The sequence below is a fragment of the Sphingomonas aerophila genome, assembly GCF_014199305.1.
Classification (GTDB): Bacteria; Pseudomonadota; Alphaproteobacteria; order Sphingomonadales; family Sphingomonadaceae; genus Sphingomonas; species Sphingomonas aerophila.
Window position 1 is genome coordinate 149,549 of the sequence record NZ_JACIJK010000009.1, and the last position, 25,335, is coordinate 174,883.

Consider the following 25,335-nt stretch of genomic DNA (forward strand, 5'->3'; position numbering starts at 1 on the left):
GCCGCGTCCGGCGCGGCTCCGTAGCGAATCCGGAACCAAACCCCTGAAGGTAGGAAAAAATGGCCAAGGCTAAATTCGAGCGGACCAAGCCGCATCTCAACATCGGCACCATCGGTCACGTTGACCATGGTAAGACGTCGCTCACCGCAGCGATCACGAAGGTGCTGGCTGAAACCACCGGCGGTACCGCCGTTGACTTCGCCAACATCGACAAGGCTCCCGAAGAGCGCGAGCGTGGCATCACCATCTCGACGGCCCACGTCGAGTACGAGACGACGAATCGCCACTACGCGCACGTCGACTGCCCCGGCCACGCCGACTATGTTAAGAACATGATCACCGGCGCTGCCCAGATGGACGGCGCGATCCTGGTCGTGTCGGCAACCGATGGACCGATGCCGCAGACCCGCGAGCACATCCTGCTCGCCCGTCAGGTTGGCGTGCCGGCGATGGTCGTGTTCATGAACAAAGTCGACCTGGTCGACGACGCAGAGATCCTGGAGCTCGTCGAGCTCGAGATTCGCGAGCTGCTTTCCTCGTACGAGTTCCCGGGCGACGACATCCCCGTCATCCAGGGTTCGGCCGTGAAGGCGCTTGACGGCAGCGACAAGACGCTCGGCCAGGACGCCGTGCTGAAGCTGATGGCAGCGGTTGACGAGTACATCCCGCAGCCGGAGCGTCCGCTCGACAAGCCGTTCATGATGCCGATCGAAGACGTGTTCTCGATCTCGGGTCGTGGCACCGTGGTGACCGGCCGCGTTGAGACCGGCATCGTAAAGGTGGGTGAGGAAGTCGAGATCGTCGGTATTCACCCGACCGTTCGCAAGACCACCGTCACCGGCGTTGAGATGTTCCGCAAGCTGCTCGACCAGGGCCAGGCTGGCGACAACGTCGGCGCGCTGATCCGTGGCGTTGCACGCGACGAAGTCGAGCGTGGTCAGGTTCTCTGCAAGCCGGGCTCGATCAAGCCGCACACCGACTTCAACTCGGAAGTGTACGTGCTGTCGAAGGAAGAGGGCGGTCGTCACACCCCGTTCTTCGGTAACTATCGTCCGCAGTTCTACTTCCGTACCACGGACGTGACCGGCACCGTCGAGCTGCCTGAGGGCACCGAGATGGTGATGCCGGGCGACAACGTTGCTCTCGGCATCAAGCTGATCGCTCCGATCGCCATGGACGTCGGCCAGCGTTTCACCATCCGTGAGGGCGGTCGTACCGTCGGCGCGGGCGTGGTGTCGGCCATCAGCAAGTAAGACGCCGCGCGGCTTCGGCCGCACGACGTTGGGAAAAAAGGAGCCGCCCGATGCGCCGAATGGTGTGTCGGGCGGTTGCCTTTTAGTGAGGGGCCCGTTATGCGGCCCCCCTCACGAGAACAAAGAGTAGCGCTCTTTCTCCGCTTTCCGGGTCGCTCCTGACCCGGATCTCATCCCGCCGGCATCCTGCCTGCGGCACGAGCCCGGGCCGCATGGTTTCGGGAAGTGGCCGAGGGCGTGGCAGCATGAACCGGTAGGGATTATGGACAACAACATCCGCATCCGCCTCAAGGCGTTCGACCATCGCGTGCTCGACCAGGCGGCCGGCGACATCGCCGACACCGCTCGCCGGACGGGCGCGTTGATTCGCGGCCCGATCCCGCTCCCGACCCACATCGATAAGTTCACCGTTAACCGCGGTCCGCACATCGACAAGAAGTCGCGCGAGCAGTTCGAGACCCGCACCTACAAGCGCCTGCTCGACATCGTGCAGCCGACCCCACAGACAGTGGACGCGCTCATGAAGCTCGACCTGGCCGCAGGCGTTGACGTCGAGATCAAGCTCGCGTAAGGCGCCGGCTCGCGTCGTGGTAGACCATCGGTCCCGCGACGCTACGGCATTCTGAGATACCGCCGGCGACCTAGGTTTCCGGGCTGCGTCTCCCGCCACGTTCTTGCAGCTAGCGCTGAAAGAGCAACCAGCCCGGGGCGGGGCGCAAGGTACACAATCCGGGTTGGATGAGCTGGGTCGAGAGGCCCGGTTCGCAAGCACCTGCGGGATGGGCCCGTGGGTGCCTCTGTCAAGGAGAATGGATCATGCGTACCGGCGTGATCGCGAAGAAGATGGGCATGACCCGCCTGTTTCAGGACGACGGCCGCCACGTGCCGGTCACCGTTCTGCAGCTTGAGGCGCTTCAGGTTGTCGCCCGCCGCGAAATGACAGTTGATGGTTACACCGCCGTGCAGCTTGGCGCAGGCAGCGCCAAGGCGAAGAACGTTGCCAAGCCGCAGCGTGGCCAGTTCGGCAAGGCCGAGGTGGAGCCCAAGGCGATCCTGGCGGAGTTCCGGGTTTCCGAGGACAACCTGCTGGACGTGGGCGCCGAGATTTCGGCCGAGCACTTCGTTGCCGGCCAGCTCGTCGACATCCAGGGCCGGACGCAGGGCAAGGGCTTTGCCGGCGGCATGAAGCGCTGGAACTTCGGCGGCCTGCGCGCGACCCACGGCGTCTCGGTCTCGCACCGTTCGCTTGGTTCGACGGGTCAGCGCCAGGATCCAGGCCGCGTCTTCAAGAACAAGAAGATGGCCGGCCACATGGGTGACAAGTATCGCACCCAGCAGAATCTGGAGATCGTGGGCACCGACGCCGAGCGCGGCCTGATCTTCGTGAAGGGGTCCGTGCCCGGATCCAAGGGTGGCTGGCTGTTCGTCAAGGACGCCGTCAAGGTTCCGGCCCATGCCGAAGCGCCCAAGCCCGCCGGGCTGAAGGTCGCTGCGAATAACAACACCGTCGAGGCGCCTGTCGCCGACGCGACCGACGGTCAGGAGGCATAAGTGCAGGTCACGGTTCAATCCTTCGCCGGTGGCGCGGGCACGGAGATCGAGCTGGCGGATGAGGTCTTCGGCCTCGAACCGCGCGCCGACATCCTGCATCGCGTGGTCACCTGGCAGCTCGAGAAGCGTCGTGCGACCGCACGCGGCACTCGCGAGCGTTCGGACGTTGCGCGCACGGGCAAGAAGCTTGGTCGCCAGAAGGGCGGCGGCGTCGCTCGTCACGGCGATCGTCGCGCCCCCGTCTTCGTCGGCGGTGGTAAGGCTCACGGCGCTCGCGTTCGTGACTTCAACCCGTCGCTGAACAAGAAGGTGCGTCAGCTCGGCCTGAAGATGGCTCTGTCGAGCCATGCCAAGGCTGGTTCGCTGATCATCCTGGACGGTTTCGAGGTTGCCAAGACCAAGGAGCTTCAGGGCCACTTCGCTGGCCTGAACGCTGGCAAGCGTACCCTGGTCATCGACGGCCAGGCGGGCGAGGGCTTCCGCGCAGGTCGCAACCTGCCGGGCGTGAACCTGCTGCCAGCAGTGGGCGCCAACGTGTATGACATCATCAAGGCCGACACGCTGGTGCTGACCCGCGCTGCGGTCGAGCAGCTGGAGGCGCGCTTCAATGGCTAAGCCGCAGACCGCGGTGGACGTCCGTCATTACGACGTGATCGTTGCGCCGCACATCACCGAGAAGGCGACGCTGATCTCCGATCAGAACGCCGTTGTGTTCAGGGTCGCCCAGACCGCGACCAAGCCGCAGATCAAGGCGGCGGTTGAGGCCCTGTTCGGCGTGTCCGTCACCGGCGTGAACACGATCGTGCAGAAGGGCAAGACCAAGCGGTGGAAGGGCGTGCCCTACACCAAGTCGGACGTGAAGAAGGCGATCGTTACCCTGGCCGCTGGCCAGTCGATCGACATCACCGAGGGGGTGCGCTGAAATGGCGCTCAAGCAATATAATCCGACGAGCCCCGGCGTTCGCGGCCTGATCCTTGTCGACAAGTCGTCGCTCTACAAGGGCAAGCCGGTCAAGGCGCTCACCGAGGGCAAGAACAAGACGGGTGGCCGGAACAACAAGGGCCATGTGACCAGCCGCGGCATCGCGGGCGGCCACAAGCAGAAGTATCGTTTCATCGACTTCACCCGCCGCAAGTGGGACGTCGAGGGCACGGTTGAGCGGCTCGAATATGATCCCAATCGCACCGCGTTCATTGCGCTGGTCAGCTATGGCGACGGAGAGCAGTCCTACATCATCGCGCCGCAGCGTCTGGCTGCCGGTGACAAGGTGATCGCGGGCCGCAAGACCGACGTGAAGCCGGGCAATGCCATGGAGCTGGGCCAGATGCCGGTCGGCACCATTGTCCACAATGTGGAGATGAAGCCGGGCAAGGGCGGTCAGATCGCACGGTCGGCCGGCACCTATGTGCAGGTTGTGGGCCGTGATCGGGGCATGGTCATTGTTCGCCTGAACTCGGGCGAGCAGCGCTACATCCATGGCGAGTGCATGGCGACGGTGGGTGCGGTGTCGAACCCGGACAACCAGAACCAGAACCTCGGCAAGGCTGGTCGCAGCCGCTGGATGGGCAAGCGCCCGCTGACCCGCGGCGTCGCGAAGAACCCGGTCGACCACCCGCACGGCGGTGGTGAAGGCCGTACCTCGGGCGGCCGTCACCCGGTTACCCCGTGGGGCAAGCCGACCAAGGGTGCGCGCACCCGTCACAACAAGTCGACCGACAAGATGATCATCCGGTCGCGTCATTCGACCAAGAGGAAGGGCTAAATGGCTCGTTCAGTCTGGAAGGGCCCGTTCGTCGAACTGAGCCTGCTCAAGAAGGCCGAGGCCGCGCAGGACGCGGGTGGCCGTGCGCCGATCAAGACCTGGTCGCGTCGTTCCACCATCCTGCCGCAGTTCGTTGGCCTGACGTTCACGGTCTACAACGGCAAGAAGTTCGTGCCGGTGTCGGTCAATGAGGACATGGTCGGCATGAAGCTGGGTGAGTTTGCGCCGACGCGCTACTTCCCGGGTCACGCTGCTGACAAGAAGGGCAAGCGCTGATGAGCAAGCCTGCATCCCCCCGCAAGGTCGGTGACAAGGAAGCCTTGTCCGTCGGCACGCAGATCCGCGGATCCGCGCAGAAGCTGAACCTGGTTGCGGCGCTGATCCGCGGCAAGAAGGCCAGCGATGCGCTGAACATCCTGCAGTTCTCGCCCAAGGGCATGGCGGTTGACGCGCGCAAGGTGCTGGCTTCGGCCATCGCCAATGCCGAGAACAACCACAATCTCGACGTCGACGCTCTCGTCGTCGCCGAGGCCTCGGTCGGCAAGTCGATCACCATGAAGCGGTTCGCAACGCGCGGCCGCGGCAAGTCCACCCGCATCCTGAAGCCGTTTTCGCGCCTCCGGATTGTCGTGCGCGAGCAGGAAGAAGCCTAATGGGTCAGAAATCCAATCCCATCGGTCTGCGCCTGCAGATCAACCGCACCTGGGACAGCCGCTGGTTCGCTGAGGGCGCCGACTATGGTCGCCTGCTGCTGGAGGATCTGAAGATCCGCCAGTACATCATGAAGACGCTGCCGCAGGCGGCGATCTCCAAGGTGGTGATCGAGCGTCCGGCCAAGCTGTGCCGCATCTCCGTATTTGCCGCGCGCCCTGGCGTGATCATCGGCAAGAAGGGCTCGGACATCGAGAAGCTCCGCAAGACGCTGGGCGCGATGACCACGAGCGACGTGTCGCTGAACATCGTCGAGATCCGCAAGCCCGAGGTGGACGCCCGCCTGGTCGCGCAGTCGATCGCCGACCAGCTGGAGCGCCGTATCGCGTTCCGTCGCGCCATGAAGCGCGCGGTGCAGTCGGCGCTTCGCCTGGGTGCCGAGGGCATTCGCGTCGCGTGCGGTGGCCGTCTGGGCGGCGCGGAGATCGCGCGCGCCGAGAGCTATCGTGAGGGCCGCGTTCCGCTGCACACCCTGCGCGCGAACATCGACTATGCCGAGGCTGAAGCTCATACGTCCTATGGCGTGTGCGGCGTGAAGGTCTGGGTGTTCAAGGGCGAGATCCTGGGTCACGACCCGATGGCGACCGACCGGCTGATGATGGAGGCTCAGACCTCCGGAGTCCGTCCGGCGCGCGATGACCGCCGCTAAGGAGTAAGAGACGTGCTGCAACCAAAGCGCACCAAGTTCCGCAAGGCGTTCAAGGGCCGCATCTCGGGCAAAGCGCCCGGCGGTACCGAGCTGAACTTCGGCGCCTATGGCCTGAAGGCCATGGAGCCGGAGCGGATCACCGCCCGCCAGATCGAGGCGGCTCGCCGTGCGATCACCCGCCACATGCGCCGTCAGGGCCGCTTGTGGATCCGCATCTTCCCGGACGTGCCCGTCTCGTCCAAGCCTGCCGAAGTCCGCATGGGCTCGGGCAAGGGCGCGCCTGAGTTCTGGGTCGCCCGTGTCAAGCCGGGCCGGATCCTCTTCGAGGTGGACGGCATTGATGGCAAGCTGGCAGCCGAGGCGTTTGAGCGCGCCGCGATGAAGCTGCCGATCAAGACCAAGGTCGTGGCTCGCCTCGGCGACACCTCGCACCTGGGAGGCGAGTGACATGGCGAAGACTGATTTCAACGGCCAGAGCGACGACCAGCTCACCGAGAGCCTGGGTCAGCTGAAGCGCGAGCAGTTCAACCTGCGCTTCCAGGCGGCGACCAGCCAGCTCGAGAAGCCGAGCCGCGTGGCGGAGGTCCGCAAGGACATCGCCCGCATCAAGACCCTGCAGACGCAGCGCTCCGCTGCGGCTGGCAAGTAAGGAGTAGCAGCACATGCCCAAGCGCGTGCTGACCGGTCTGATCGTATCCGACAAGGGCGACAAGACCGTGGTGGTGAACGTCGAGCGCAAGGTGAAGCACGCGCTCTACGGCAAGATCATCCGTCGTTCCAAAAAGTACCACGCCCATGACGAGGCGAACGAGTACAAGGCTGGCGAGACGGTGCGGATCGAAGAGACCGCGCCGATGAGCAAGCTGAAGAACTGGCGGGTTCTCGATCGCGTCGGGGCGGCTGCCGCTCCCGAGCGGGTCGACGTCGACGCCTAAGGCCTGGTCCTCCTGCGAAAGCGGGAGGGCAGGGCGCCAGGGGCCGCAAGGCTGACCTGGGCAAGAAGTTGGGTGGCGCTTGCGCTTCATTCGTGAAGCGGGTAAAGGCGCCGCTCCCCGACGCGAGTTCGCTCGCGCCGGGGTTTTGTTTTAGTCGGGGCTGGGTCGGTATCCACCCCAAGCGAGAGAAGGAATCGGATCCATGATCCAGATGCAGTCCAATCTCGACGTCGCTGACAATAGCGGCGCGAAGCGGGTGCAGTGCATCAAGGTGTTGGGCGGCTCTAAGCGTCGTACCGCATCGGTTGGCGACATCATCGTGGTGTCGATCAAGGAAGCGCAGCCGCGCGGCCGCGTGAAGAAGGGCGACGTTCATCGCGCCGTGATCGTGCGCACCGCCAAGGACATCCACCGCGCGGATGGTTCGACCATTCGCTTCGACAGCAACGCTGCCGTGCTGGTCAACAAGAACGAGGAGCCGATCGGCACCCGTATCTTTGGCCCGGTCGTGCGCGAGCTGCGTGGCAAGAAGCACATGAAGATCATCAGCCTTGCGCCGGAGGTGCTGTAATGGCGGCCGCCAAGATCAAGAAGGGTGATCGCGTCGTTGTTCTGTCCGGCAAGGACAAGGGCAAGACGGGCACCGTGACCCAGGCGCTGCCCAAGGACAGCAAGGTAGTGGTAGAGGGCGTGAACATCGCGACCCGTCACCGCAAGCCGACACAGGCAGAGCCGCAGGGTGGTCTGGTCCGCACTGAAGCTCCGCTTCACGTGTCCAAGGTCGCCCACGTCACCGCGGACGGCAAGCCGACCCGTGTTCGCTTCGAGACCCAGGACGGCAAGAAGGTTCGCGTCGCTGTCAAGACCGGGGAGGCCATCAATGGCTGATGCTTACAAGCCGCGCATGAAGGCGATCTATGAGGATCGCATCATCAAGGCCATGACCGAGAAGTTCGGTTACACCAACGCGCTCCAGATCCCCCGGATCGAGAAGATCGTGCTCAACATGGGCGTCGGCGAGGCGACCCAGGACAAGAAGCGCGTCGAGCAGGCTGCATCCGAGATGGAGCTGATCGCGGGCCAGAAGCCGGTGATCACCAAGGCCAAGAAGTCGATCGCGCAGTTCAAGCTGCGTGAAGGCATGCCGATCGGCGTCAAGGTGACGTTGCGTCGCGAGCGCATGTACGAGTTCCTGGACCGCTTCATCACGATCGCTCTGCCGCGCGTGCGCGACTTCCGTGGTCTGAATCCCAAGAGCTTTGATGGCCGTGGCAATTATGCCTGCGGCATCAAGGAGCAGATCATCTTCCCCGAGATCAACTATGACCGCATCGACAAGGTGCGCGGCATGGACGTCATCGTCACCACCACGGCGAAGACGGACGACGAGGCGCGCGAGCTGCTTCGCCTGTTCGGCTTCCCGTTCCCCCGCGACGAAGGTGCTGCCGACGAGCAGCGCCAGGCCGCGTAACGGACCTGAAGAAGAGAGCTTAAGTCCATGGCGAAACTGAGTTCCATCAACAAGAACGAGCGTCGAAAGAAGCTCGTCAAGCAGTATGCGGGCAAGTACGCGAAGCTGAAGGCTACCGCGAACGACCAGAGCCTTGATGACGGGGAGCGTCTGATCGCTCGCCTGAAGATGGCCGAGCTGCCCCGCAACGCGAACCCGACCCGCATCCGCAATCGTTGCGAGCTGACGGGTCGCCCGCGTGCATACTACCGCAAGTTCCGTCTTGCCCGCGTCATGCTGCGGGATCTGGCCAACAAGGGCCTGATCCCCGGTGTCACGAAGTCGAGCTGGTAAGGACACCCAAGATGGCAGTGACCGATCCCCTGGGTGACCTGCTCACCCGCATCCGCAACGGCCAGCGCGCGCGCAAGGACTCCGTCCTGTCGCCCGCCAGCAACCTGCGCGTCCGTGTCCTCGATGTGCTTCAGCGCGAGGGCTACATCCGTGGCTATGCCGAAGAGCAGATGGGGCCCGCCAAGGGCGTCCGCATCGAGCTCAAGTATTTCGAGGGCCAGCCGGCGATCAAGCACGTCGCGCGCGTCTCGAAGCCGGGCCGCCGCGTCTACTCGGGCAGCCAGGAGCTGCCACGGGTCATGAACGGCCTGGGCATCACCATCGTATCGACGCCGCGTGGCGTGCTCTCGGATGCCGAGGCGCGCGAGCAGAACGTCGGTGGCGAAGTGCTGGCGGAGGTATTCTGATGAGCCGCATCGGTAAAAAGGCGGTTCCGATCCCCGCGGGGGTGACCGCCACCGTGCAGGACGGCAATCTGAGCGTGAAGGGTCCCAAGGGCACCCTGAACCTCAAGATGGCCGACCTTGTAACTTACGACGTCCAGTCGGACGGCATCTCGGTTCAGCCGGCGAACGACACCAAGCGCGCTCAAGCCTTTTGGGGAATGCAGCGCACGTTGGTGCAGAACCTGGTAACCGGCGTGACCGAAGGCTTTTCCAAGAAGCTGGTGATCACGGGCGTTGGCTATCGTGCCGCGGCGCAGGGCAAGAACCTGAAGCTTCAGCTCGGCTACAGCCATGACGTCAACATCGACGTGCCCGAGGGCATCGAGGTGAAGACCCCGGATCCTACCACGGTTGAGATCACCGGCGCCGACAAGCAGAAGGTGGGCCAGCTGGCTGCCGTCATCCGCCAGTGGCGGAAGCCCGAGCCGTACAAGGGCAAGGGTATCAAGTACGACGGCGAGTTCATCTTCCGCAAGGAAGGGAAGAAGAAGTAATGACCAAGGGTCTTTCCCTGTTCGAGAAGCGCCGTCGGCGCAATCGTACCGCGCTCCGCGCGCGCGCCGGCACCCGTCCTCGGTTGTCGGTGCATCGGTCGGGCAAGCACATTTATGCCCAGGTGATCGACGACGCAGCAGGCCGCACGGTCGCTGCGGCCTCGACGCTGGCTGGCCACGACGGTGCGACGGCGAATGTAGCCGCCGCAACCGAGGTTGGCCGGCGCGTCGCGGAGGCAGCCAAGGCTGCCGGCGTGACCCAGGTCGTGTTCGATCGCGGTGGCTTCCTTTATCACGGTCGCGTCAAGGCGCTGGCCGAGGCGGCTCGCGAAGCCGGTCTGGAGTTCTAATAAATGGCCGATACCAACGATATCCAGTCGCAGCCCGGCAATCCTGCCGCGGTTGAGGCTCCCGCCGGTGATGCCGGCGCTAACACCGGCAATGCTGGTGGCGGTTATCAGGGTCAGGGCGGCGGTGGTCGCGGTCGTGGCGGTCCTGGCGGCGGTGGCGGCGGTGGTCGTGGTCGCGGCGGTCCGGGTGGTCAGCGCGGCGGGCGTGATGGCGGCCGTGGTGGTCGCGATCAGCGCGGTCGTGGTGGTCCGGGCGGCGCCGATGACGGTGGCGAAGAGCTGATCGAAAAGCTCGTCCACATCAACCGTGTCTCCAAGACGGTGAAGGGCGGCAAGCGCTTCGGCTTTGCAGCGCTCGTTGTCGTCGGCGACGGCAAGGGCCGGGTCGGCTTTGGTCACGGCAAGGCGCGCGAAGTGCCTGAGGCGATCTCCAAGGCGACCGCAGCAGCCAAGAAGGCTATGATCCGCGTTCCGCTGCGCGAGGGTCGGACGTTGCACCATGATGCGAACGGCCACTTCGGTGCCGGCCGCGTGACGGTTCGTTCGGCGCCGCAGGGCACCGGCATCATCGCGGGTGGCCCGATGCGCGCCATCTTCGAAAGCCTGGGCGTGGCGGACGTGGTGACCAAGTCGGTCGGCACTTCCAACCCGTACAACATGATCCGCGCGACCTTTGAGGCCCTGGGTGACCAGACCAGCCCGAAGGCAGTGGCACAGCGCCGCGGCAAGAAGATCGCCGACCTCCTCGGTCGTGGTCAGAACGCCACTCAGCAGTCCGCCGAGGCGGATGCTGCGGCCGTCGTGGAGTAAGCACAATGGCGACGATCAAGATCAAGCAGACGGGTTCGCCCATCCGCCGTACCAAGGACCAGCGCGCGACGCTGGTCGGGCTCGGCCTGAACAAGATGCATCGGGTCAGCGAGCTTCAGGACAGCCCTGAAGTGCGCGGTATGATCCGCAAGGTGCAGCACATGGTCGAGGTGCAGGAGGGCTAAGTCCCGCTTGCCATTCGAGACATTCGGTCGGCGGTCGTCCCAAGGGGCGGCCGCCGATTTCTTTTGCAGCGTTTATGATCATGTGAAAAGGTACGAGATCAATTGGTCGCAAGCCTGCGAACAAATCGTAGCTGTAGCTTGTAGATTGGAATGCCCGCTATCAACATCCCGGCTATTGGTGCGGCAGCACTGGTTGAGAAGAGCAACGCTCGGCAAAGTGTTCCTGCACTGTCGCCCTCCACCTCACAAACGATGCGAATTGCTCGTGTGCTGTGCATTCTTGCGCTCGTTTACGTGCACACTCCGCCTTATGCACGTGGCGCGCCGGCGGATTTGATCTCAGCTGACGGTCTTTACTGGATCTGGCGTGAGTTGGCGGGCCGTACCAGCGTGGCGCTGCTCAGCATCTTCTCTGGCCTGCTTGTTGTCCGGCTGGGGCAGAGCAAGACCTGGTCAGTCAATCTCCGCAAGAAGGTCCGCACGCTGATCATCCCGCTGCTGCTGTGGAACCTGATTGCGCTCGCAAAGAACTTTGCTGAGTCTGGCGGACATGAGCTTCCGGCACTGTCCGATATGCCGCATTTGCTCCTGGCGCTGGACGGGAACCCGGCACTAACTCCCACTTACTTCCTACGTGACGTGTTCGTGTTCAACCTGCTGATTGTGCCTCTCATGTTCGGCGCCCGTCACGCGACCATGGTGACGGGGCTGCTGCTGCTTGGAAATGCCGTGTTCGGCATCGACGGGAAGCTTTTTCTCAACAATGCGATCCCGCTGTTCTTCTTTCTGGGCTTGCTGGTCGGCATCGGGGCCATGTCAGCGGATCGTTTGCCGATGAGAGCGGTGCGTGGGCAGGGGCAGGGGACGATTGCCGTGTCTGTGGCCATAAGTCTGATGCTGGCCGGCGCCTCCGGCTCATATCTGCTGGCGGGAGCGGGCTCGGCGTGGGAGTACCTGCAGCACCTCAGCGACGTCGTTGGCCGGCTTGGCGGCGCGTTGCTGTTCTGGACGATTGCGGACCGGGTAAGCGGCAGTCGCGCGGCTTCGAGGGTCGGCGCGTTCGAGCCGGTCATCTTTTTGTCTTCTGCTCGCACCCGATCAGCCTTGGAGTTGCCTGGATCGCGGCGCAGGTTGCGCACGTGAGGTACGCAACGGCGTCTTATTTCCTGTTCTTCGTGGCGACGCCGTTCTTTGCACTGGCGGCGGGCGTGGTCGGCCTTGCCGTCCTGCGGCGTGTCGCGCCCTGGCTTCTCGCTGCGCTTGTCGGTGGTCGCGTCCCTTCGGACGAGCAGATGGCGCGCATATGGGCAGTGCTGATGCCGTGGCGTGCTGCACCAGGAGCGGAGGCGGTAACCGCCGGGGCGGGAGGGAAGCGCTAGGAGCCCTATCTTTCGGGCAAACTTTCCGTGACAAATGGAGATGCCGCGGCTATGCGCCCCGCTTCCATTTCAATCAGCGCGACAAAAGCGAAAGCGAGTGCCTATCATGAATCTCAACGACCTCCGCGACAATGCCGGTGCCCGCAAGTCCAAGATGCGCGTCGGCCGTGGCATCGGTTCCGGCAAGGGCAAGACCGGCGGACGTGGCCAGAAGGGCCAGAAGAGCCGTGAGGGCGTGTCCATCGCGGGCTTTGAGGGCGGTCAGATGCCGCTCCACATGCGTCTGCCGAAGCGCGGCTTCAACAACATCTTCGCCAAGGACTATGCCGAGGTGAACCTGGGCGCGATCCAGAAGGCGATCGACTCCGGCAAGCTGACCGGGACGGAGCTGGACCACGCTGCGCTGAAGGCTGCTGGCCTGGCCCGCGGCGGCAAGGACGGTGTACGTCTGCTCGGGAAGGGTGAGCTGACCGCGGCGCTGACCCTCACCGTGGCTGGCGTGTCGTCGTCGGCGCGTGAGGCGGTCGAGAAGGCTGGCGGCTCGGTCAACGTGATCGAGTTCGTCTCGCCGGCCGACAAGGCAGCGGCCAAGAAGGGCAAGGTCCGCGCAGAGCGTCTGGCCGCTCGCCAGGGCTGATCCGCCACCTTCTTCGCTGCTGCCCCGAACACGCCTTTTCGGGCGTGTTCGGGCCAAAGGCGCCTTAGAGGGCAGCTGCGAAGAGTTGGAAGGTATCGCCCGGGTTAGACAAGGCGCCATGTGCGCCTATATGAGCGGCGGGGCGGTTCAAACGCATCCCGCCGCTTTTGTTTCCAGGACACGCACACACGATGGCATCCGCAGCCGACCAGATGGCGCAAAGCATCAGCCTGGCGAAGTTTTCGCAGGCGACCGACCTCAAGAAGCGTCTGTGGTTCACGATCGGCGTTCTGATCGTCTTCCGCCTGTTGTCCTATGTGCCGCTGCCGGGCGTCGACCCGACCGCGCTGGGGCTGCTGAGCCAGCGGACGAGTGGTGGCGTGCTCGATTTCTTCAACACCTTCTCGGGCGGTTCGCTGTCCCGCATGAGCCTGATCGCACTGGGTGTCATGCCCTACATCACGGCGTCGATCGTGGTGCAACTGGCGACATCGCTCAGCCCTCAGCTTGCCGCGATCAAGAAGGAAGGTGAGAGTGGCCGCAAGCGGCTGAACCAGTACACCCGCTATGGGACGGTGCTGCTGACCGCGATTCAGGGGTACTTCATCGCCGTTGGCCTTGAGACGCTGGGCGCGAACTCGGGCATCCAGGCGGTAATCGAGCCCGGTTTCACCTTTCGAATCGCGGCGGTGATCTCGCTGATCGGCGGAACCATGTTCCTGATGTGGCTGGGTGAGCAGATCACCAGCCGCGGTATCGGGAACGGCGTGTCGTTGATCATCATGGCGGGCATCGTCGCCCACCTGCCCACGACGCTCGTCAACCTGCTGGAAGGCGGGCGTACCGGATCGATCGACCCTGTCCGCCTGATCGGCATCGTCATCGCGGTGGTCGCGCTGGTGCTGTTCATCTGCTTCATGGAGCGGGCGCAGCGACGCATCCTGATCCAATATCCCAAGCGCGCGACACAGCGCGGCATGCAGGCCGATCGCAGCCACTTGCCGCTGAAGCTCAACACCGCGGGCGTGATCCCTCCGATCTTCGCGTCGTCGCTGCTGCTGATGCCGCTGACGATCAGTCAGTTCGCCGGCCAGCGGGTGGCGGGTGAGAGCCGTTGGGGTGACTTCATCATCACTCTCAACCAGTATCTCCAGCACGGCAGCCCGGTGTACATGGCGCTGTATGCGGCGGGGATCATTTTCTTCTCGTTCTTCTACACGGCCGTGGTGTTCAACCCGGAGGAGACTGCGGACAACCTGAAGCGCTATGGCGGCTTCATCCCCGGCATCCGTCCCGGCAAGAACACCGAGACATATTTTGATTACGTGCTGACCCGCATCACGGTGATCGGCGCGGCGTATCTGACGATCATCTGCCTGTTGCCGGAATACCTGGTATCGGCGCTGTCGATCCCGTTCTACCTTGGCGGCACCAGCTTGCTGATCGTCGTGAACGTGACGATGGACACGGTGACGCAGATCCAGTCGCACTTGCTGGCGCAGCAATATGGCGACCTGATCAAGAAGGCGAAGTTGAAGGGTGGGCGCGCTCGCTGAAGCGTGCAGCCGGATCTGTAAAACGAACGAGGGGAGCGCGTTCGCGTGAACATCATCCTGCTGGGACCGCCGGGCGCGGGCAAGGGTACGCAAGCGCAGCGGCTGGTCGCCGAGCGCGGCATGGTGCAGCTGTCCACGGGGGACATGCTGCGGGCGGCACGTGACGCGGGCACTCCCGTCGGGTTGCAGGTCAAGGCGATCATGGCCGCTGGCGAGCTTGTCTCAGACGCGATTGTCTCCGCGTTGATCGGCGAGCGACTCGACTCCATGGACGAGGGCACGGGCGCCATCTTTGATGGCTTCCCGCGTACGGTCGCCCAGGCCGAAGCGCTGGAGCTGCTACTGGCCGAGCGGGGTCGCCAGCTCGACCATGTGATCGAGCTGGAGGTGGACGAGGCCGCGTTGATCGAGCGCGTGTGCGGCCGCTACACTTGCGCGAAGTGCGGCACGGGATATCATGAGCGCTTCAAGCAGCCCCAGGTCGCTGGCGTGTGCGACGTGTGCGGCTCCACCGAGTTCAAGCGCCGGCCTGACGACAACGAGGAAACCGTGCGAACCCGCATGGAAGTCTATCGTGGTGAGACTGCGCCGATCCTGCCCTTCTATGAGGAGCGTGGGTTGGTTTCCCGGGTCGACGGCATGGCAGACATGGACCAGGTAGCAGCGGCCATCGAGGATGTGTTGAGCCGCTGACACCCGGCAACCCTGACAATCGAAGCAGACGCTGGCGGGCTCGGTATGTCACCGGGCCCGTTGTCGTATGCCTTGTTGCTGGACATTGCTGATCCTACTTGACTGCCTAAGCAACGATTGCCAGGGCAGCGACATGGCGTTCTACGATTCCGTTCCGTTCGAGCCCGACAATTCGATCGGGTACCAGATCAAGCGGGCCGCGCAGGCCATGAGTGCGGCGCTGGAGCCGGTGTTCGCCGACGAAGGCCTGACTCATGCGCAATGGTCAGTCCTAGTATCCTTGCACTTCGAGCGGGGGCGGACCTGCGCCGAGCTCGCGCGCGACCAGGCGCACGACAAGGGTGCGATGACTCGCCTCATTGACCAGATGGAAGAAAAGGGTTGGGTGACGCGTGAACGCGCGACCGATGATCGCCGTCACGTCATCCTTGCACTGACCGACAAGGGTGAGGCTGTGGCCCAGCGTACACGGGATCGAGTGGCGGCGTGCTGGAACGGTTGGCTGGCGGGCTGGGAACCCGAGAAGGTGCAGCAATTGCTGGGCGACCTTCGCGAACTACGAACGAGCATCGAATTCGCGGGGGCCTGCGCGTGAAGCGGGCTGCTCTCCTGGTCGCCACCTTGCTGGCCGGCTGCGCGATCCCGAACAGTCGGCCGATGGTGACACCGAAGGTACCGGAGGCGCTTGGTCTCGCCAACGCGGCAGCGCCCGTGATCGACCAGCATTGGTGGCGCGCGTTTGGTGACCCGCAACTGGATCAACTGGTCGAGGCGGCGATTTCGGGCACGCCGCGCCTGGAGCAGGCGCTTGCGCGGGTGCGGCAGGCTCAAGCCGTGTTGCAGCAGCGCGGGGCGGAGAATGGGCCGAATGTCGGTCTGGACGGCAACGCCCAGGTTGCGCGCTTGTCGGGCCGCTATACCATCCCACCGCCCTATGGCGGCACCGTGCGCTTTGTCGGGACGGCGGACGCCAATCTGAACTGGAACCTCGACCTGTTCGGACGGCAGCGGGCGGCGATCGAAGGCGCGCGTGCGTCCACCAGGGCCGCGACGCTGGACCTGCTTGCCGCGCGGGAAATGCTCGCGGGGTCGGTGGTGCAAACCTATCTGGACCTGGCCCGTGCCGAGCGGCAGGCGGGGATTGCGAGGGAGGCAATCGCGGCGCGCGAGAACTCCGTCCGCCTGGTCAACGTCCGCATTCGCAACCGGCTCGCGTCGCAACTGGACGCGGAGGCGGTCGGCACGCTGTTGTCGCAGGCGCGCGAGGAACTGGTCCGCGCGGAGGGCCAGCGGGCGCTGGCCGCGAACGCGCTGGCCGCCTTGGCAGGCCGCGGTGCCGACTTCCCTGCGACGCTCGTCCCGACGCGGCTGACGCTCGACGCGGCGCTGCCGCTGCCCGCGGCCGTTCCCGCCGACCTGCTGGCCCGCCGGCCTGACGTGCTCGCCGCACAGGCACGAATAGATGCCGCGGCTGCCGGGCGTCAGGTTGCGCGGCGCGCCTTCTACCCCAACGTCAACCTGCTGGGGCTGGTCGGGCTGCAAGCAATCGGGATTGGCAATTTGCTATCGCTCGACGCCGGTACGGCACAAGGCGGGGTGGCCGTCCACTTGCCCTTGTTCGACAATGGCCGCCTGCGCGCGGACCTGGCCGGAGCGACCGCGGCGGTGGACCTCGCCATCGCCGACTATAATGGCGAGGTCGTGGATGCTGTTCGAGAGGCGGCCGATGCCCTCGCCCGCATTCGCGCCCTGGCCGCACGGCGCCAGCAGGCCGCGGCCGTGGTGCGCGGCTTTGCCGAGACCGGGCGGCTCAATAACATCCGGGTTTCGAGCGGGCTGTCGTCTCGCCTTGACTTGGTCGATAACGACGTCCGGTTGCTCGATGCGCGACTGGTCGACGCCAACCTTCTCCACGATGCCGCCATTGCGCGCGTCCAGCTTGTGCTGGCGCTGGGTGGTGGCGTCGATCCTGCCCAGGACACGCTGTGATGGCCGACTTCGGTTCCCCCACCCGCCTGCCGGCGGAGCCTGACGCGATCGTCCAGCCAACCGAGACGGTAGCGCCGCCGCCCGCACCCATCGCGGGCAGGTCCCGTGCACGACGGGTCGGACTGAGCGTTCTGGCTGCGGCCGTCGTGATCGGGGTTGCGATCTGGGCGGTGTTCCATTTCCTGCTGGCGCCGCCGGAGCAAGAAACCGACGACGCCTATGTCGCGGGCGATGTGGTGGCGATCACGGCGCGGGATCCGGGGACGGTGCTGGCGCTTCATGCGGACAACACGCAGTCGGTGAAGGCCGGCCAGCCCTTGATCGAGCTCGACCCGGCAACGGCACAGGTCAACCTGGCCGCCGCGGAGGCCGATCTGGCGCGGGCGGTGCGGACCACGCGGGCAAGCTTCAGCCAGGTCAATGAAAGCGGCGCATCGGTCGCGCAGGCGCAGGCGCAGCTAACGGCCGCCCGCAACGACTATGCTCGCCGCCGTGGCGCCGCCGCCGAGGGCGCAGTGTCCGGCGAAGAGCTGGCTCACGCGGCGGACGCGGTGCGGGTCGCGCAGGCTTCCCTAAACCTGGCGCAGAGCCAGCAGGCACAGTCGCGCAGTGCCGTCGCGGGTACCGACGTCAACACCAACCCCGCCGTCCTGAGCGCTATCGCCAATTATCGCCGCGCCGCAATCTCGCTTGGTCACATGCGGGTTACAGCCCCGATCGACGGGGTCGTCGCGCAGCGCACGGTGCAGGTCGGCCAGCAGGTCAACGCCGGCACGCCCCTGATGGCGATTGTGCCCTTGTCGCGGGTGTGGGTCGATGCGAATTTCCGTGAGACGCAGCTGAAGGACCTGCGGATCGGTCAGCGTGCCATCGTGACAGCCGACGTTTACGGTGGCGACATCGTCTATCACGGCCGTGTCGTTGGGCTGGGAGCGGGATCGGGCAACGCGTTCGCCCTGCTGCCGCCGCAGAACGCGAGCGGTAACTGGATCAAGATCGTGCAGCGTGTGCCCGTGCGCATCGCGCTGGACCCGAAGGAGTTGCAGGCGAATCCGCTGCGCGTGGGACTGTCGGTCGCGACAACGGTGGACACTGCCGATACGCGCGGGCCGCGCGTGTCGGGGCAGGCTGCGCAGCCCTATCAGGGTCAGGTTTCGTCGGCGCTGGATGCCGAGGTCGACGCGCGTATCCGCCGGATCATCGCGGCCAACCGCTGATGGCACGCGCCGCGCCCGGCTCCGCGCCCGTCGAGCAGGCGCCGCTTGCTGGCGGTCAGCTGGCGCTGATCTCCTTCGCGCTGGCGCTGGGCACGTTCATGATGGTGCTCGACTCCACCATCGCGAACGTGTCCCTGCCCACGATCGCCGGCAATCTGGGCGTGTCGAGCGATAATTCGACCTGGGTCGTCACCGCCTTTGCCGTGGCGAACGGCGTGTTCGTGCCGTTGACCGGCTGGCTGATGGGCCGGTTCGGGGTGGTGCGGACCTTTTGCGTCGCGGTCGGGCTGTTCACGGTCGCATCCTTCCTGTGCGGCATTGCATGGGACCTGCCGTCGCTGATCGCGTTTCGCGTGCTGCAGGGCGGGGTGGCGGGGCCGATCATGCCGGGCAGCCAGGCGCTGCTGATCTCCGTCTTTCCCCCGACCAAGCGCGCCACGGCGCTGGGCATCTGGTCGATGACGACGCTGGTGGCCCCCGTCATGGGTCCGATCCTGGGCGGGTATATCAGCGACAACTATCACTGGAGCTGGATCTTCCTGATCAACGTGCCTTTCGGCATCTTCGTATCAATGATCTGCTGGCGGGGGCTGAAGTCCCGTGAAACGCCGACGCGCAAGCTGCCGATCGATACGGTCGGGCTCGGGCTGCTGGTTCTGTGGGTCGGGTGTTTGCAGGTGATGCTGGACCTTGGCAAGAACGCCGATTGGTTCAACGATCCCACCATCGTGGTGCTGACCATCATTGCCGGCGTTGGCTTTGTCGCGTGGTTGATCTGGGAACTGACCGATAAGCACCCCGCGGTCGACCTGTCCCTGTTCCGCAGCCGCAATTTCACGCTGGGGTCGATCATCTTCTGTATCGGCTATGCGGTGTTCTTCGCGAACACGCTGCTGCTGCCGCTGTGGTTGCAGACGCAGCTTGGCTATACGGCGACCTGGGCGGGTTTGGTCGCGGCGCCGAGCGGCGTGGTCGCCGTGCTGTTGACCCCCTTTGTCGCGCGCATGTCGGGCAAGGTCGACGCGCGTTGGCTGGCGACCGTGTCCTTTGTCTTCTTCGCGCTCAGCTATTGGATGCGGTCGGGCTACACCGCCACGGCGAGCACATGGGACTTCACCCTGCCATTGTTGGTGCAGGGCGTGTCGATGAGCACCTTCTTCCTGGCGATGCTGACCATCTGCCTGGACGGTATCCCGCCGGAGCGGATCCCGTCAGCGACCGGGTTGTCGAATTTCACCCGTATCGTCGCGGGATCGTTCGCCGCCTCGATCATCACCACAGCCTGGGACCGGCGCGCAGCCTTGCACCAGAACCATCTGGCGGAGGCGGTCGGTACGGGTATGCCGTTCCAGATGGCACGCGACACGCTGCGCGGCCTGGGGATGACCGACACGCAGGCAGCGGCCGCGATCACGCGCCAGATGGTCGGGCAAGCCTATCTGCTCGCCTCCACCGACCTGTTCCGCCTGTCGGCATGGCTGGCCGGCGCGTCGGTGATCATCGTTTGGCTGACTCGCCGGCCCAAGCCACCAAGCGGCCCCGTCGCTGCGGACTGACCGTGCAACCTGGTGTCGTGCCGCCAGTTTAGGCAGGTTAGAAACCGTCCAGGAGGTGAGTATGGCGAATGAGGATGTGAAGGGCGAGGGCGCCGGATCGGGCGAAGGCTCCGCGATGCCGGGCGCCAAGGCAAGCGAGGCCTGGACGGAAAGCGGCCGCAAGGCGGTGCAGGGTGGCTCTGCCGTCGGCGTCAAGCTGATCGATCAGGCCGAGCAGAATGCCAGCGAGGCCTTTGCTGCGATGCGCAAGGCGGCGGGCGCGAAGGACATGGCCGAGGTGATGAAGATCCAGGCCGAATTTCTCCAGGAGCAGAGCAACCGCGCGATGGCGCAGGCGCGCGAAATCAGCGATTTGATCGTGCAGTTCGGCAAGGACGCGGCCTCACCCCGGCGCGGCGGCGGCAGCGACCAGGGCTGAGCCGCTACCCCGCCTGCAGCGGATCAGGTCAGCGAGCGGGGGGCAGCGGCTGTTCGGGCCGCGCTGAGCCAGTGGCCGTGACGGGCTTGGGCCCGTCCGCCGTTGCCTCCAGACTGTCGTCTCCGCCTAGCACCCGATACAACGTGGCACGGTTTGCAGCGCCGACCAGCCGGGTCGCCACCAGCAAGCGCTGGGCCGAGTAAAGCGACCTCTGGGCGTCGAGGCTCGACAGGAAGGTGTCGATCCCGCCCCGGTAGCGGGCATTGGTCAGGGTCAGAGTTTCGGACGCGGCCCGAACGCCCAGGTCGTTGGCCCGAAGCTGATCTGCCAGCGTGCCCGAACGGGCAAGCGCATCCGCCGTCTCGCGGAAGGCCGACTGGATCGAGCGCTGGTAGGTTGCGAGCAACGCGTCGCGCTGCGCTTCGGTGTACTGGACATTGGCCCGGCCCGCGCCGGCGCGGAAGATCGGGTAGCTGACGGAGGGCGCCACCGAATAGCTGAACGCGCCACCCGTGAAGAGCGAGCTCAAGGCGCTGCTCGCAAACCCGACAAGCCCGGTCAGGGAGATGCGTGGGAACAGCTCTGCGCGCGCGGCACCGATCTCCGCATTCGCAGCGCGCAACTCATATTCCGACTGCACCACGTCCGGCCGGCGCAGCAGGATGCGGCTGTCGAGGCCGGCGGGCACATCGGCCACCGTTGGCGCAGCCTGATCGATCGAGCGCGACAGCAGATTGTCGTCCACAGGTGCGCCGACCAGGAGTTCGAGCGCGTTCTTGTCCTGCGCCACCAGCGTGCGCTGTTCGGCGAGATCGGACTGGGCGGCGGCAAGGACGGTTTGCGCCTGCGTCACGTCAGTGCGTGGGCTGATGCCGCCCTGGCGACGCGCATCGGTTAGCCGGACGCTGCTTTCCGCGACCTGAGCGGTCTGCTGCGCCACCTGTAGCAGCGTTGAGTCGGCCGCATAGTTAAGCCACGCGGTGGCGATATCGCCAACGAGCGCCAGTCGGGTCGCCCGGGCTGCCGCTTCCTGCGCGAAGTACCGGTCGAGGGCTGCCCGGCTGAGCGAGCGAATGCGGCCGAACAGGTCGAGCTCAAACGCCGTGGTGCCAAGGTCGACCTGGAAGCTGCTGCCGCCGCGCGTGCTGACGACGCTGCCGCCCGATCCTGTGCCGCCGGTGCCTGTGCCAGTCCCGACGCCACCAGTGCCCGTACCGGTTCCCGTGCCCGTTCCGGTGCCGCCCGAGCCAGTGCCAGAGTTGCCGGTGCCCGTTCCTGTCGTGCTGCCGGCGCGCGTACCGCCGCCCGAATAGCTGTAGCGAGCGGTCGCATCGAGTTGAGGCAGCAGGTCGGCACGCTGGATGCGGTACTGCGCGCGCGCCGCCTGCACGCTGGCCGCGGCGACGCGCAGGTCGCGGTTGTTGACCAGCGCCTGCTCAATCAACCGCTGCAGCCGCGGGTCGCGGAACACCTGCCGCCAGGTCAGCGCAGGCAGCTCTGCCTCATTGGCGTGAAGATACGGATCGCCCGCCGGCCAGGATGGCGGCACCGGCAAGTCGGGCCGCACATATTTGGGAGTAAGGCTGCACGCCGACAGGCTGGCGAGCGCGAGAAGGGAACCGAAACGACGCATCATGCACCCTCTGGCGCAGGCAGCGCCGCGCGTGACGGGGGCGGGGGAAGTTGTGGTGGCGGCGGACCGTCACCGCCCCCGTGGGAATTGCCATCGCCGCCCTCGTCGTCGGGATGGCGCTTCACGGGCTTGCCACGCAGCCGGGCCATGCCGTCGCGCACGCCGCGTCGCACCAGGACGAAGAAGAGCGGGATGTAGAAGATCGCGAGGAACGTCGCGGTCAGCATGCCCCCGATCACCGCAGTACCGATCGCAATCCGGCTGTTGGCGCCCGCGCCGGTCGAAACGGCCAGCGGGAACACGCCGAAGATGAAGGCGAACGAGGTCATCAGGATCGGCCGCAGCCGGATGCGAGCCGCCTCCAGCGCGGCGTCGATCACACGCTTGCCACTGCGTTCGGCCTGTTCGGCGAATTCGATCATCAGGATCGCGTTCTTGGACGCCAGGCCCATCGTGGTGAGCAGCCCGATCTGTAGGTATACGTCGTTGATCAGCCCGCGCAGGGTCACGAACGCGACTGCCCCGACCAGCCCCAGCGGAATGATGAGCAGCACGGCGAACGGGATCGACCAGCTTTCGTACAGGGCGGCGAGGCACAGGAAGACGACCAGCAAGGACAGGCCATACAGGATCGGCGCCTGACCCGAGGACAGCCGCTCCTGGAAGGACAGCCCAGACCAGGCGACGCTGGTGCCCGGGATCTGAGCCGCCAGCTGCGCCATCCGCTCCATCGCGTCGCCCGAGCTTTGGCCCGGTGCGGCGGATCCCTGGAATTCATAGGACGGGATGCCGTTGAACCGGGACAGGGTCGTCGGTGCCTGTGACCAGCCGGTCTGCGCAAAGGACGAGAAGGGTGCCATCTGCCCGTTGCTGCCGCGCACGAACCATTGCGACAGGTCTTCAGGCTTCGAGCGGTAGGGAGCGTCACCCTGGACATAGACCCGTTTGACGCGACCACGATCCACGAAGTCGTTGACGTAGCTGCCGCCCCAGGCGGTCGATAGGGTGGAGTTCACATTCGCCTGGGTCAGCCCCAGCGTGCTCAACTTCTGCTGGTCCACATCGATCTTCAGAGTCGCGACGTCAGGCAGCTCGGTCAGGCGAACGGCCGCAAGCTTGGGATCGTTGCTGGCGAGCGCCAGCAGCTTGTCGCGCGCAGCCCCGAAGGCCTCTTGTGACATGCCGCTGGAATTCTGCAGCTCCATGGTGAAGCCGTTCGATTGGCCGAGGCCGCGCACCGCTGGCGGCACGAGCGCATAGACCCGCGCGTCGCGAAGATGGGAGAAGGCGGCAGAAGCGCGGCCGGTGATCGCGTCGGCGGTGTTTTCCTTGCCCTTGCGATCCGCCCAGTCGGTCAGCGCCAGGAAGCCCTGGCCCGTGTTCTGGCCGCTGGTGCCGCCACCGCCGCCGCCAGCGACGGTGAACATCGTCTTGGTGTTCGCGCCCTCATACTTACGGAAATACTGCTCCACCTGACGCTGCACCTCCGTGGTGCGGTTCTGGGTCGCACCGGCGGGAAGCTGGAACTGCACAATGGCGCCCCCCTGGTCCTCCGTCGGCAGGAATCCGGTCGGCAGGCGCAGGAACAGCACCACCAGCAGCGCGACGCACCCAGCATAGATCAGCAGAAACAGCCACCTGCGGTCGATGATCCACCGCACCGTGTTTCGGTAGCGTTCGCTCAGCCGGTCAAAGCCGGTGTTGAACTTGTCGCGCGCGACCTTGAAGAAGTGCGCCACCTTGGGGAAGCGGCGACCCAGCCAGCTGTCTTCGATCTCATGCTCGTCGCCATTGCGCTTCTTCTGCTTGAGCAGGTGGGAGGTCAGCGCAGGCGACAGGATCAGGGCGACCAGCACCGACAACACCATCGCGGATACGATGGTGAGCGAGAACTGACGGTAGATCACGCCGGTAGATCCGCCAAAGAAGGCCATGGGCAGGAACACCGCCGACAGCACCAGCGCGATGGCGACCAATGCTACCGTGATCTCGTCCATCGACTTGATGGTCGCCTCACGCGGGGTGAGGGAGGGGTCCTCCTCCATCAAGCGTTCGACATTCTCGACGACGACGATCGCATCGTCGACCAGCAGGCCGATCGCGAGCACCAGCCCGAACAGCGTCAGCGTGTTGATGGAAAAACCGGCGAGGTAGAACACGGCAAAGGTGCCAAGCAGCACCACCGGCACCGCGATCGCCGGGATCAGGGTCGCGCGCCAGCTTTGCAGAAACACGAACATGACGATGACGACGAGGATGATCGCCTCGATCAGCGTCTTCACCACGTCTTCGATCGACAGCTTGATAAAGTCGGTCGCATCGTTGGCGTAGGCGACCTTGAACCCTGCGGGGAACGACTTTGCCGCCTGGTTGATCTGTGCCTTCACCAACTCGGCGGTTTCGAGCGCGTCGGCGCCCGGCGCGAGCAGCACCGCGATACCGGCGCCGGGGTGCTGGTTGACGCGGCTGACCGCGGCATAGCTTTCGGCGCCGAGTTCGATGCGCGCAACGTCCTTCATGCGGACGCTAGCGCCGTTAGGCTGCGTCTTCAGGATGATGTTGGCGAATTGTTCGGGTGTTTGCAGGCGCGACTGAGCCGTCACCGTCGCGTTAAGATACTGGTCGCGCGGAGAAGGAAGACCGCCCAGTTCACCGGCCGCGACTTCGGTATTCTGAGCCTGGATTGCCGCGGTGATGTCGCTGGGGATCAGCTGAAAGCTCGCGAGCTGGGTCGGGTTCAGCCAGATGCGCATCGCATATTGCGATCCGAAGACGTTGGTATCGCCAACGCCCTGGATGCGGCCGAGCGGGTCCTGGAGGTTGGACACCAGATAGTCGGACACGTCCTGGTTCGTGCGCTGGTCGGTTTCGTCATACACGCCGACGATCAACAGGAAGTCCGGATTGGACTTGCGGACGATCAGCCCCTGCTGCTGCACCTGCTGTGGCAGCCGGGGCAGGGCCTGTTGCACCTGGTTCTGGACCTGAACCTGCGCGATGTCGGGATCGGTTCCCTTGTTGAAGGTGGCGGTGATCGTCACCTGCCCGCGCGAGGACGAGGAGGAACTGAAGTAAAGCAGGCCGTCGATGCCGGTCAGCGATTGTTCGACAACCTGGGTGACGCTGTTCTGGATGGTCGTCGCGGACGCACCGGGGAAGGTCGCGCGGATCGTGACCTGCGGCGGCGCGACGTCCGGATATTGGGCGATCGGCAGGCCCATGATGCCGCCGACGCCGGCCAACATGACGATGATGGCCAGCACCCATGCAAAGATGGGCCGGTCAATGAAGATGCGCGACATCATG

General features: G+C 65.1%; 33 protein-coding genes. 31 read left to right on the plus strand and 2 right to left on the minus strand.

From position 1 onward, the window contains the following. Positions 1-59 precede the first annotated feature (59 nt). The 31 genes from tuf to FHS94_RS14980 all read left to right on the plus strand — a co-directional run bounded on the left by tuf (position 60) and on the right by FHS94_RS14980 (position 20,396). Entirely contained in the window at positions 60-1,253 is a 1,194-nt protein-coding gene (tuf, locus tag FHS94_RS14830) for an elongation factor Tu (protein ID WP_184059244.1), read from the plus strand. Positions 1,254-1,515: 262 nt separating this feature from the next. Next, positions 1,516-1,824: a 30S ribosomal protein S10 gene (gene rpsJ, locus FHS94_RS14835; protein WP_033921125.1), complete on the plus strand. Its 309-nt coding sequence runs from the start codon at positions 1,516-1,518 to the stop codon at positions 1,822-1,824. Positions 1,825-2,069: 245 nt separating this feature from the next. Further along, positions 2,070-2,804, plus strand: coding sequence for a 50S ribosomal protein L3 (gene rplC / locus FHS94_RS14840; protein ID WP_184059246.1), 735 nt, complete (start codon positions 2,070-2,072; stop codon positions 2,802-2,804). Then, a complete protein-coding gene (gene rplD / locus FHS94_RS14845; protein WP_184059248.1) occupies positions 2,805-3,419 on the plus strand; it encodes a 50S ribosomal protein L4 in 615 nt (204 codons plus the stop codon). It begins immediately after the preceding gene. Further along, positions 3,412-3,726, plus strand: a complete 315-nt coding sequence (locus FHS94_RS14850) for a 50S ribosomal protein L23 (RefSeq protein ID WP_184059250.1) — start codon at positions 3,412-3,414, stop codon at positions 3,724-3,726. Before rplD ends, FHS94_RS14850 begins: the two co-directional genes overlap by 8 nt. A 1-nt stretch (position 3,727) precedes the next feature. After that, on the plus strand, positions 3,728-4,567 hold the full coding sequence (gene rplB, locus FHS94_RS14855; protein WP_184059252.1) for a 50S ribosomal protein L2: 840 nt from the start codon (positions 3,728-3,730) through the stop codon (positions 4,565-4,567). Beyond that, positions 4,568-4,843 carry a 30S ribosomal protein S19 gene (gene rpsS, locus FHS94_RS14860; RefSeq protein ID WP_184059254.1) on the plus strand — a complete coding sequence of 92 codons (276 nt, stop codon included), beginning with the start codon at positions 4,568-4,570 and terminating at the stop codon, positions 4,841-4,843. It abuts the gene before it with no gap. Then, positions 4,843-5,220 carry a 50S ribosomal protein L22 gene (gene rplV, locus FHS94_RS14865; protein WP_184059256.1) on the plus strand — a complete coding sequence of 126 codons (378 nt, stop codon included), beginning with the start codon at positions 4,843-4,845 and terminating at the stop codon, positions 5,218-5,220. The genes rpsS and rplV overlap by 1 nt, the downstream gene beginning before the upstream one ends. Further along, entirely contained in the window at positions 5,220-5,927 is a 708-nt protein-coding gene (rpsC, locus tag FHS94_RS14870) for a 30S ribosomal protein S3 (RefSeq protein ID WP_184059258.1), read from the plus strand. Before rplV ends, rpsC begins: the two co-directional genes overlap by 1 nt. Before the next feature lie 12 nt (positions 5,928-5,939). Further along, positions 5,940-6,374: a 50S ribosomal protein L16 gene (gene rplP, locus FHS94_RS14875; RefSeq protein WP_184059260.1), complete on the plus strand. Its 435-nt coding sequence runs from the start codon at positions 5,940-5,942 to the stop codon at positions 6,372-6,374. A gap of 1 nt (position 6,375) precedes the next feature. After that, positions 6,376-6,576 carry a 50S ribosomal protein L29 gene (gene rpmC, locus FHS94_RS14880; protein ID WP_184059262.1) on the plus strand — a complete coding sequence of 67 codons (201 nt, stop codon included), beginning with the start codon at positions 6,376-6,378 and terminating at the stop codon, positions 6,574-6,576. Between the two features lie 13 nt (positions 6,577-6,589). Next, a complete protein-coding gene (rpsQ, locus tag FHS94_RS14885) occupies positions 6,590-6,862 on the plus strand; it encodes a 30S ribosomal protein S17 (RefSeq protein WP_184059264.1) in 273 nt (90 codons plus the stop codon). 202 nt (positions 6,863-7,064) lie between these two features. Then, positions 7,065-7,433 carry a 50S ribosomal protein L14 gene (gene rplN / locus FHS94_RS14890; protein WP_184059266.1) on the plus strand — a complete coding sequence of 123 codons (369 nt, stop codon included), beginning with the start codon at positions 7,065-7,067 and terminating at the stop codon, positions 7,431-7,433. Further along, positions 7,433-7,750: a 50S ribosomal protein L24 gene (gene rplX, locus FHS94_RS14895; protein ID WP_184059268.1), complete on the plus strand. Its 318-nt coding sequence runs from the start codon at positions 7,433-7,435 to the stop codon at positions 7,748-7,750. The genes rplN and rplX overlap by 1 nt, the downstream gene beginning before the upstream one ends. Then, entirely contained in the window at positions 7,743-8,333 is a 591-nt protein-coding gene (gene rplE / locus FHS94_RS14900; protein ID WP_184059270.1) for a 50S ribosomal protein L5, read from the plus strand. The genes rplX and rplE overlap by 8 nt, the downstream gene beginning before the upstream one ends. 27 nt (positions 8,334-8,360) lie before the next feature. Then, positions 8,361-8,666, plus strand: a complete 306-nt coding sequence (gene rpsN / locus FHS94_RS14905; protein ID WP_184059272.1) for a 30S ribosomal protein S14 — start codon at positions 8,361-8,363, stop codon at positions 8,664-8,666. Positions 8,667-8,677: 11 nt separating this feature from the next. After that, on the plus strand, positions 8,678-9,073 hold the full coding sequence (gene rpsH, locus FHS94_RS14910) for a 30S ribosomal protein S8 (RefSeq protein ID WP_184059274.1): 396 nt from the start codon (positions 8,678-8,680) through the stop codon (positions 9,071-9,073). Next, positions 9,073-9,606, plus strand: coding sequence for a 50S ribosomal protein L6 (gene rplF / locus FHS94_RS14915; RefSeq protein WP_184059276.1), 534 nt, complete (start codon positions 9,073-9,075; stop codon positions 9,604-9,606). Before rpsH ends, rplF begins: the two co-directional genes overlap by 1 nt. Next, the gene (gene rplR / locus FHS94_RS14920) at positions 9,606-9,956 is read left to right on the plus strand and encodes a 50S ribosomal protein L18 (RefSeq protein ID WP_184059278.1); all 351 of its coding nucleotides are present in this window, start codon (positions 9,606-9,608) and stop codon (positions 9,954-9,956) included. Before rplF ends, rplR begins: the two co-directional genes overlap by 1 nt. A gap of 3 nt (positions 9,957-9,959) precedes the next feature. Next, positions 9,960-10,766, plus strand: a complete 807-nt coding sequence (gene rpsE / locus FHS94_RS14925; RefSeq protein ID WP_246348641.1) for a 30S ribosomal protein S5 — start codon at positions 9,960-9,962, stop codon at positions 10,764-10,766. Positions 10,767-10,771: 5 nt separating this feature from the next. After that, complete coding sequence (rpmD, locus tag FHS94_RS14930) at positions 10,772-10,951, plus strand: 50S ribosomal protein L30 (RefSeq protein WP_184059280.1); 180 nt, start codon at positions 10,772-10,774, stop codon at positions 10,949-10,951. A gap of 150 nt (positions 10,952-11,101) precedes the next feature. Continuing rightward, a complete protein-coding gene (locus tag FHS94_RS14935; RefSeq protein ID WP_184059281.1) occupies positions 11,102-12,094 on the plus strand; it encodes an acyltransferase family protein in 993 nt (330 codons plus the stop codon). Beyond that, entirely contained in the window at positions 12,091-12,330 is a 240-nt protein-coding gene (locus tag FHS94_RS14940) for a hypothetical protein (protein WP_184059283.1), read from the plus strand. Before FHS94_RS14935 ends, FHS94_RS14940 begins: the two co-directional genes overlap by 4 nt. Before the next feature lie 106 nt (positions 12,331-12,436). Continuing rightward, a complete protein-coding gene (gene rplO, locus FHS94_RS14945; protein WP_184059388.1) occupies positions 12,437-12,967 on the plus strand; it encodes a 50S ribosomal protein L15 in 531 nt (176 codons plus the stop codon). Between the two features lie 191 nt (positions 12,968-13,158). Continuing rightward, the gene (secY, locus tag FHS94_RS14950) at positions 13,159-14,523 is read left to right on the plus strand and encodes a preprotein translocase subunit SecY (protein WP_184059285.1); all 1,365 of its coding nucleotides are present in this window, start codon (positions 13,159-13,161) and stop codon (positions 14,521-14,523) included. Positions 14,524-14,568: 45 nt separating this feature from the next. Further along, complete coding sequence (locus tag FHS94_RS14955) at positions 14,569-15,216, plus strand: adenylate kinase (protein ID WP_184059286.1); 648 nt, start codon at positions 14,569-14,571, stop codon at positions 15,214-15,216. Between the two features lie 133 nt (positions 15,217-15,349). After that, positions 15,350-15,811 carry a MarR family winged helix-turn-helix transcriptional regulator gene (locus FHS94_RS14960; RefSeq protein WP_184059288.1) on the plus strand — a complete coding sequence of 154 codons (462 nt, stop codon included), beginning with the start codon at positions 15,350-15,352 and terminating at the stop codon, positions 15,809-15,811. Then, a complete protein-coding gene (locus FHS94_RS14965; RefSeq protein WP_184059290.1) occupies positions 15,808-17,205 on the plus strand; it encodes an efflux transporter outer membrane subunit in 1,398 nt (465 codons plus the stop codon). The genes FHS94_RS14960 and FHS94_RS14965 overlap by 4 nt, the downstream gene beginning before the upstream one ends. Next, on the plus strand, positions 17,205-18,422 hold the full coding sequence (locus FHS94_RS14970; RefSeq protein ID WP_184059293.1) for an HlyD/EmrA/EmrK family protein: 1,218 nt from the start codon (positions 17,205-17,207) through the stop codon (positions 18,420-18,422). The genes FHS94_RS14965 and FHS94_RS14970 overlap by 1 nt, the downstream gene beginning before the upstream one ends. Continuing rightward, complete coding sequence (locus tag FHS94_RS14975) at positions 18,422-19,978, plus strand: DHA2 family efflux MFS transporter permease subunit (RefSeq protein ID WP_184059296.1); 1,557 nt, start codon at positions 18,422-18,424, stop codon at positions 19,976-19,978. Before FHS94_RS14970 ends, FHS94_RS14975 begins: the two co-directional genes overlap by 1 nt. 76 nt (positions 19,979-20,054) lie before the next feature. Then, a complete protein-coding gene (locus FHS94_RS14980) occupies positions 20,055-20,396 on the plus strand; it encodes a phasin family protein (RefSeq protein ID WP_343055306.1) in 342 nt (113 codons plus the stop codon). A 28-nt stretch (positions 20,397-20,424) separates the two neighbouring features. Here FHS94_RS14980 and FHS94_RS14985 read toward each other — a convergent pair whose 3' ends face one another. Both FHS94_RS14985 and FHS94_RS14990 read right to left on the minus strand, forming a co-directional pair. Next, positions 20,425-22,032, minus strand: coding sequence for an efflux transporter outer membrane subunit (locus FHS94_RS14985; protein ID WP_184059300.1), 1,608 nt, complete (start codon positions 22,030-22,032; stop codon positions 20,425-20,427). Further along, complete coding sequence (locus tag FHS94_RS14990) at positions 22,029-25,334, minus strand: multidrug efflux RND transporter permease subunit (protein ID WP_281396917.1); 3,306 nt, start codon at positions 25,332-25,334, stop codon at positions 22,029-22,031. The genes FHS94_RS14985 and FHS94_RS14990 overlap by 4 nt, the downstream gene beginning before the upstream one ends. Position 25,335 lies beyond the last annotated feature (1 nt).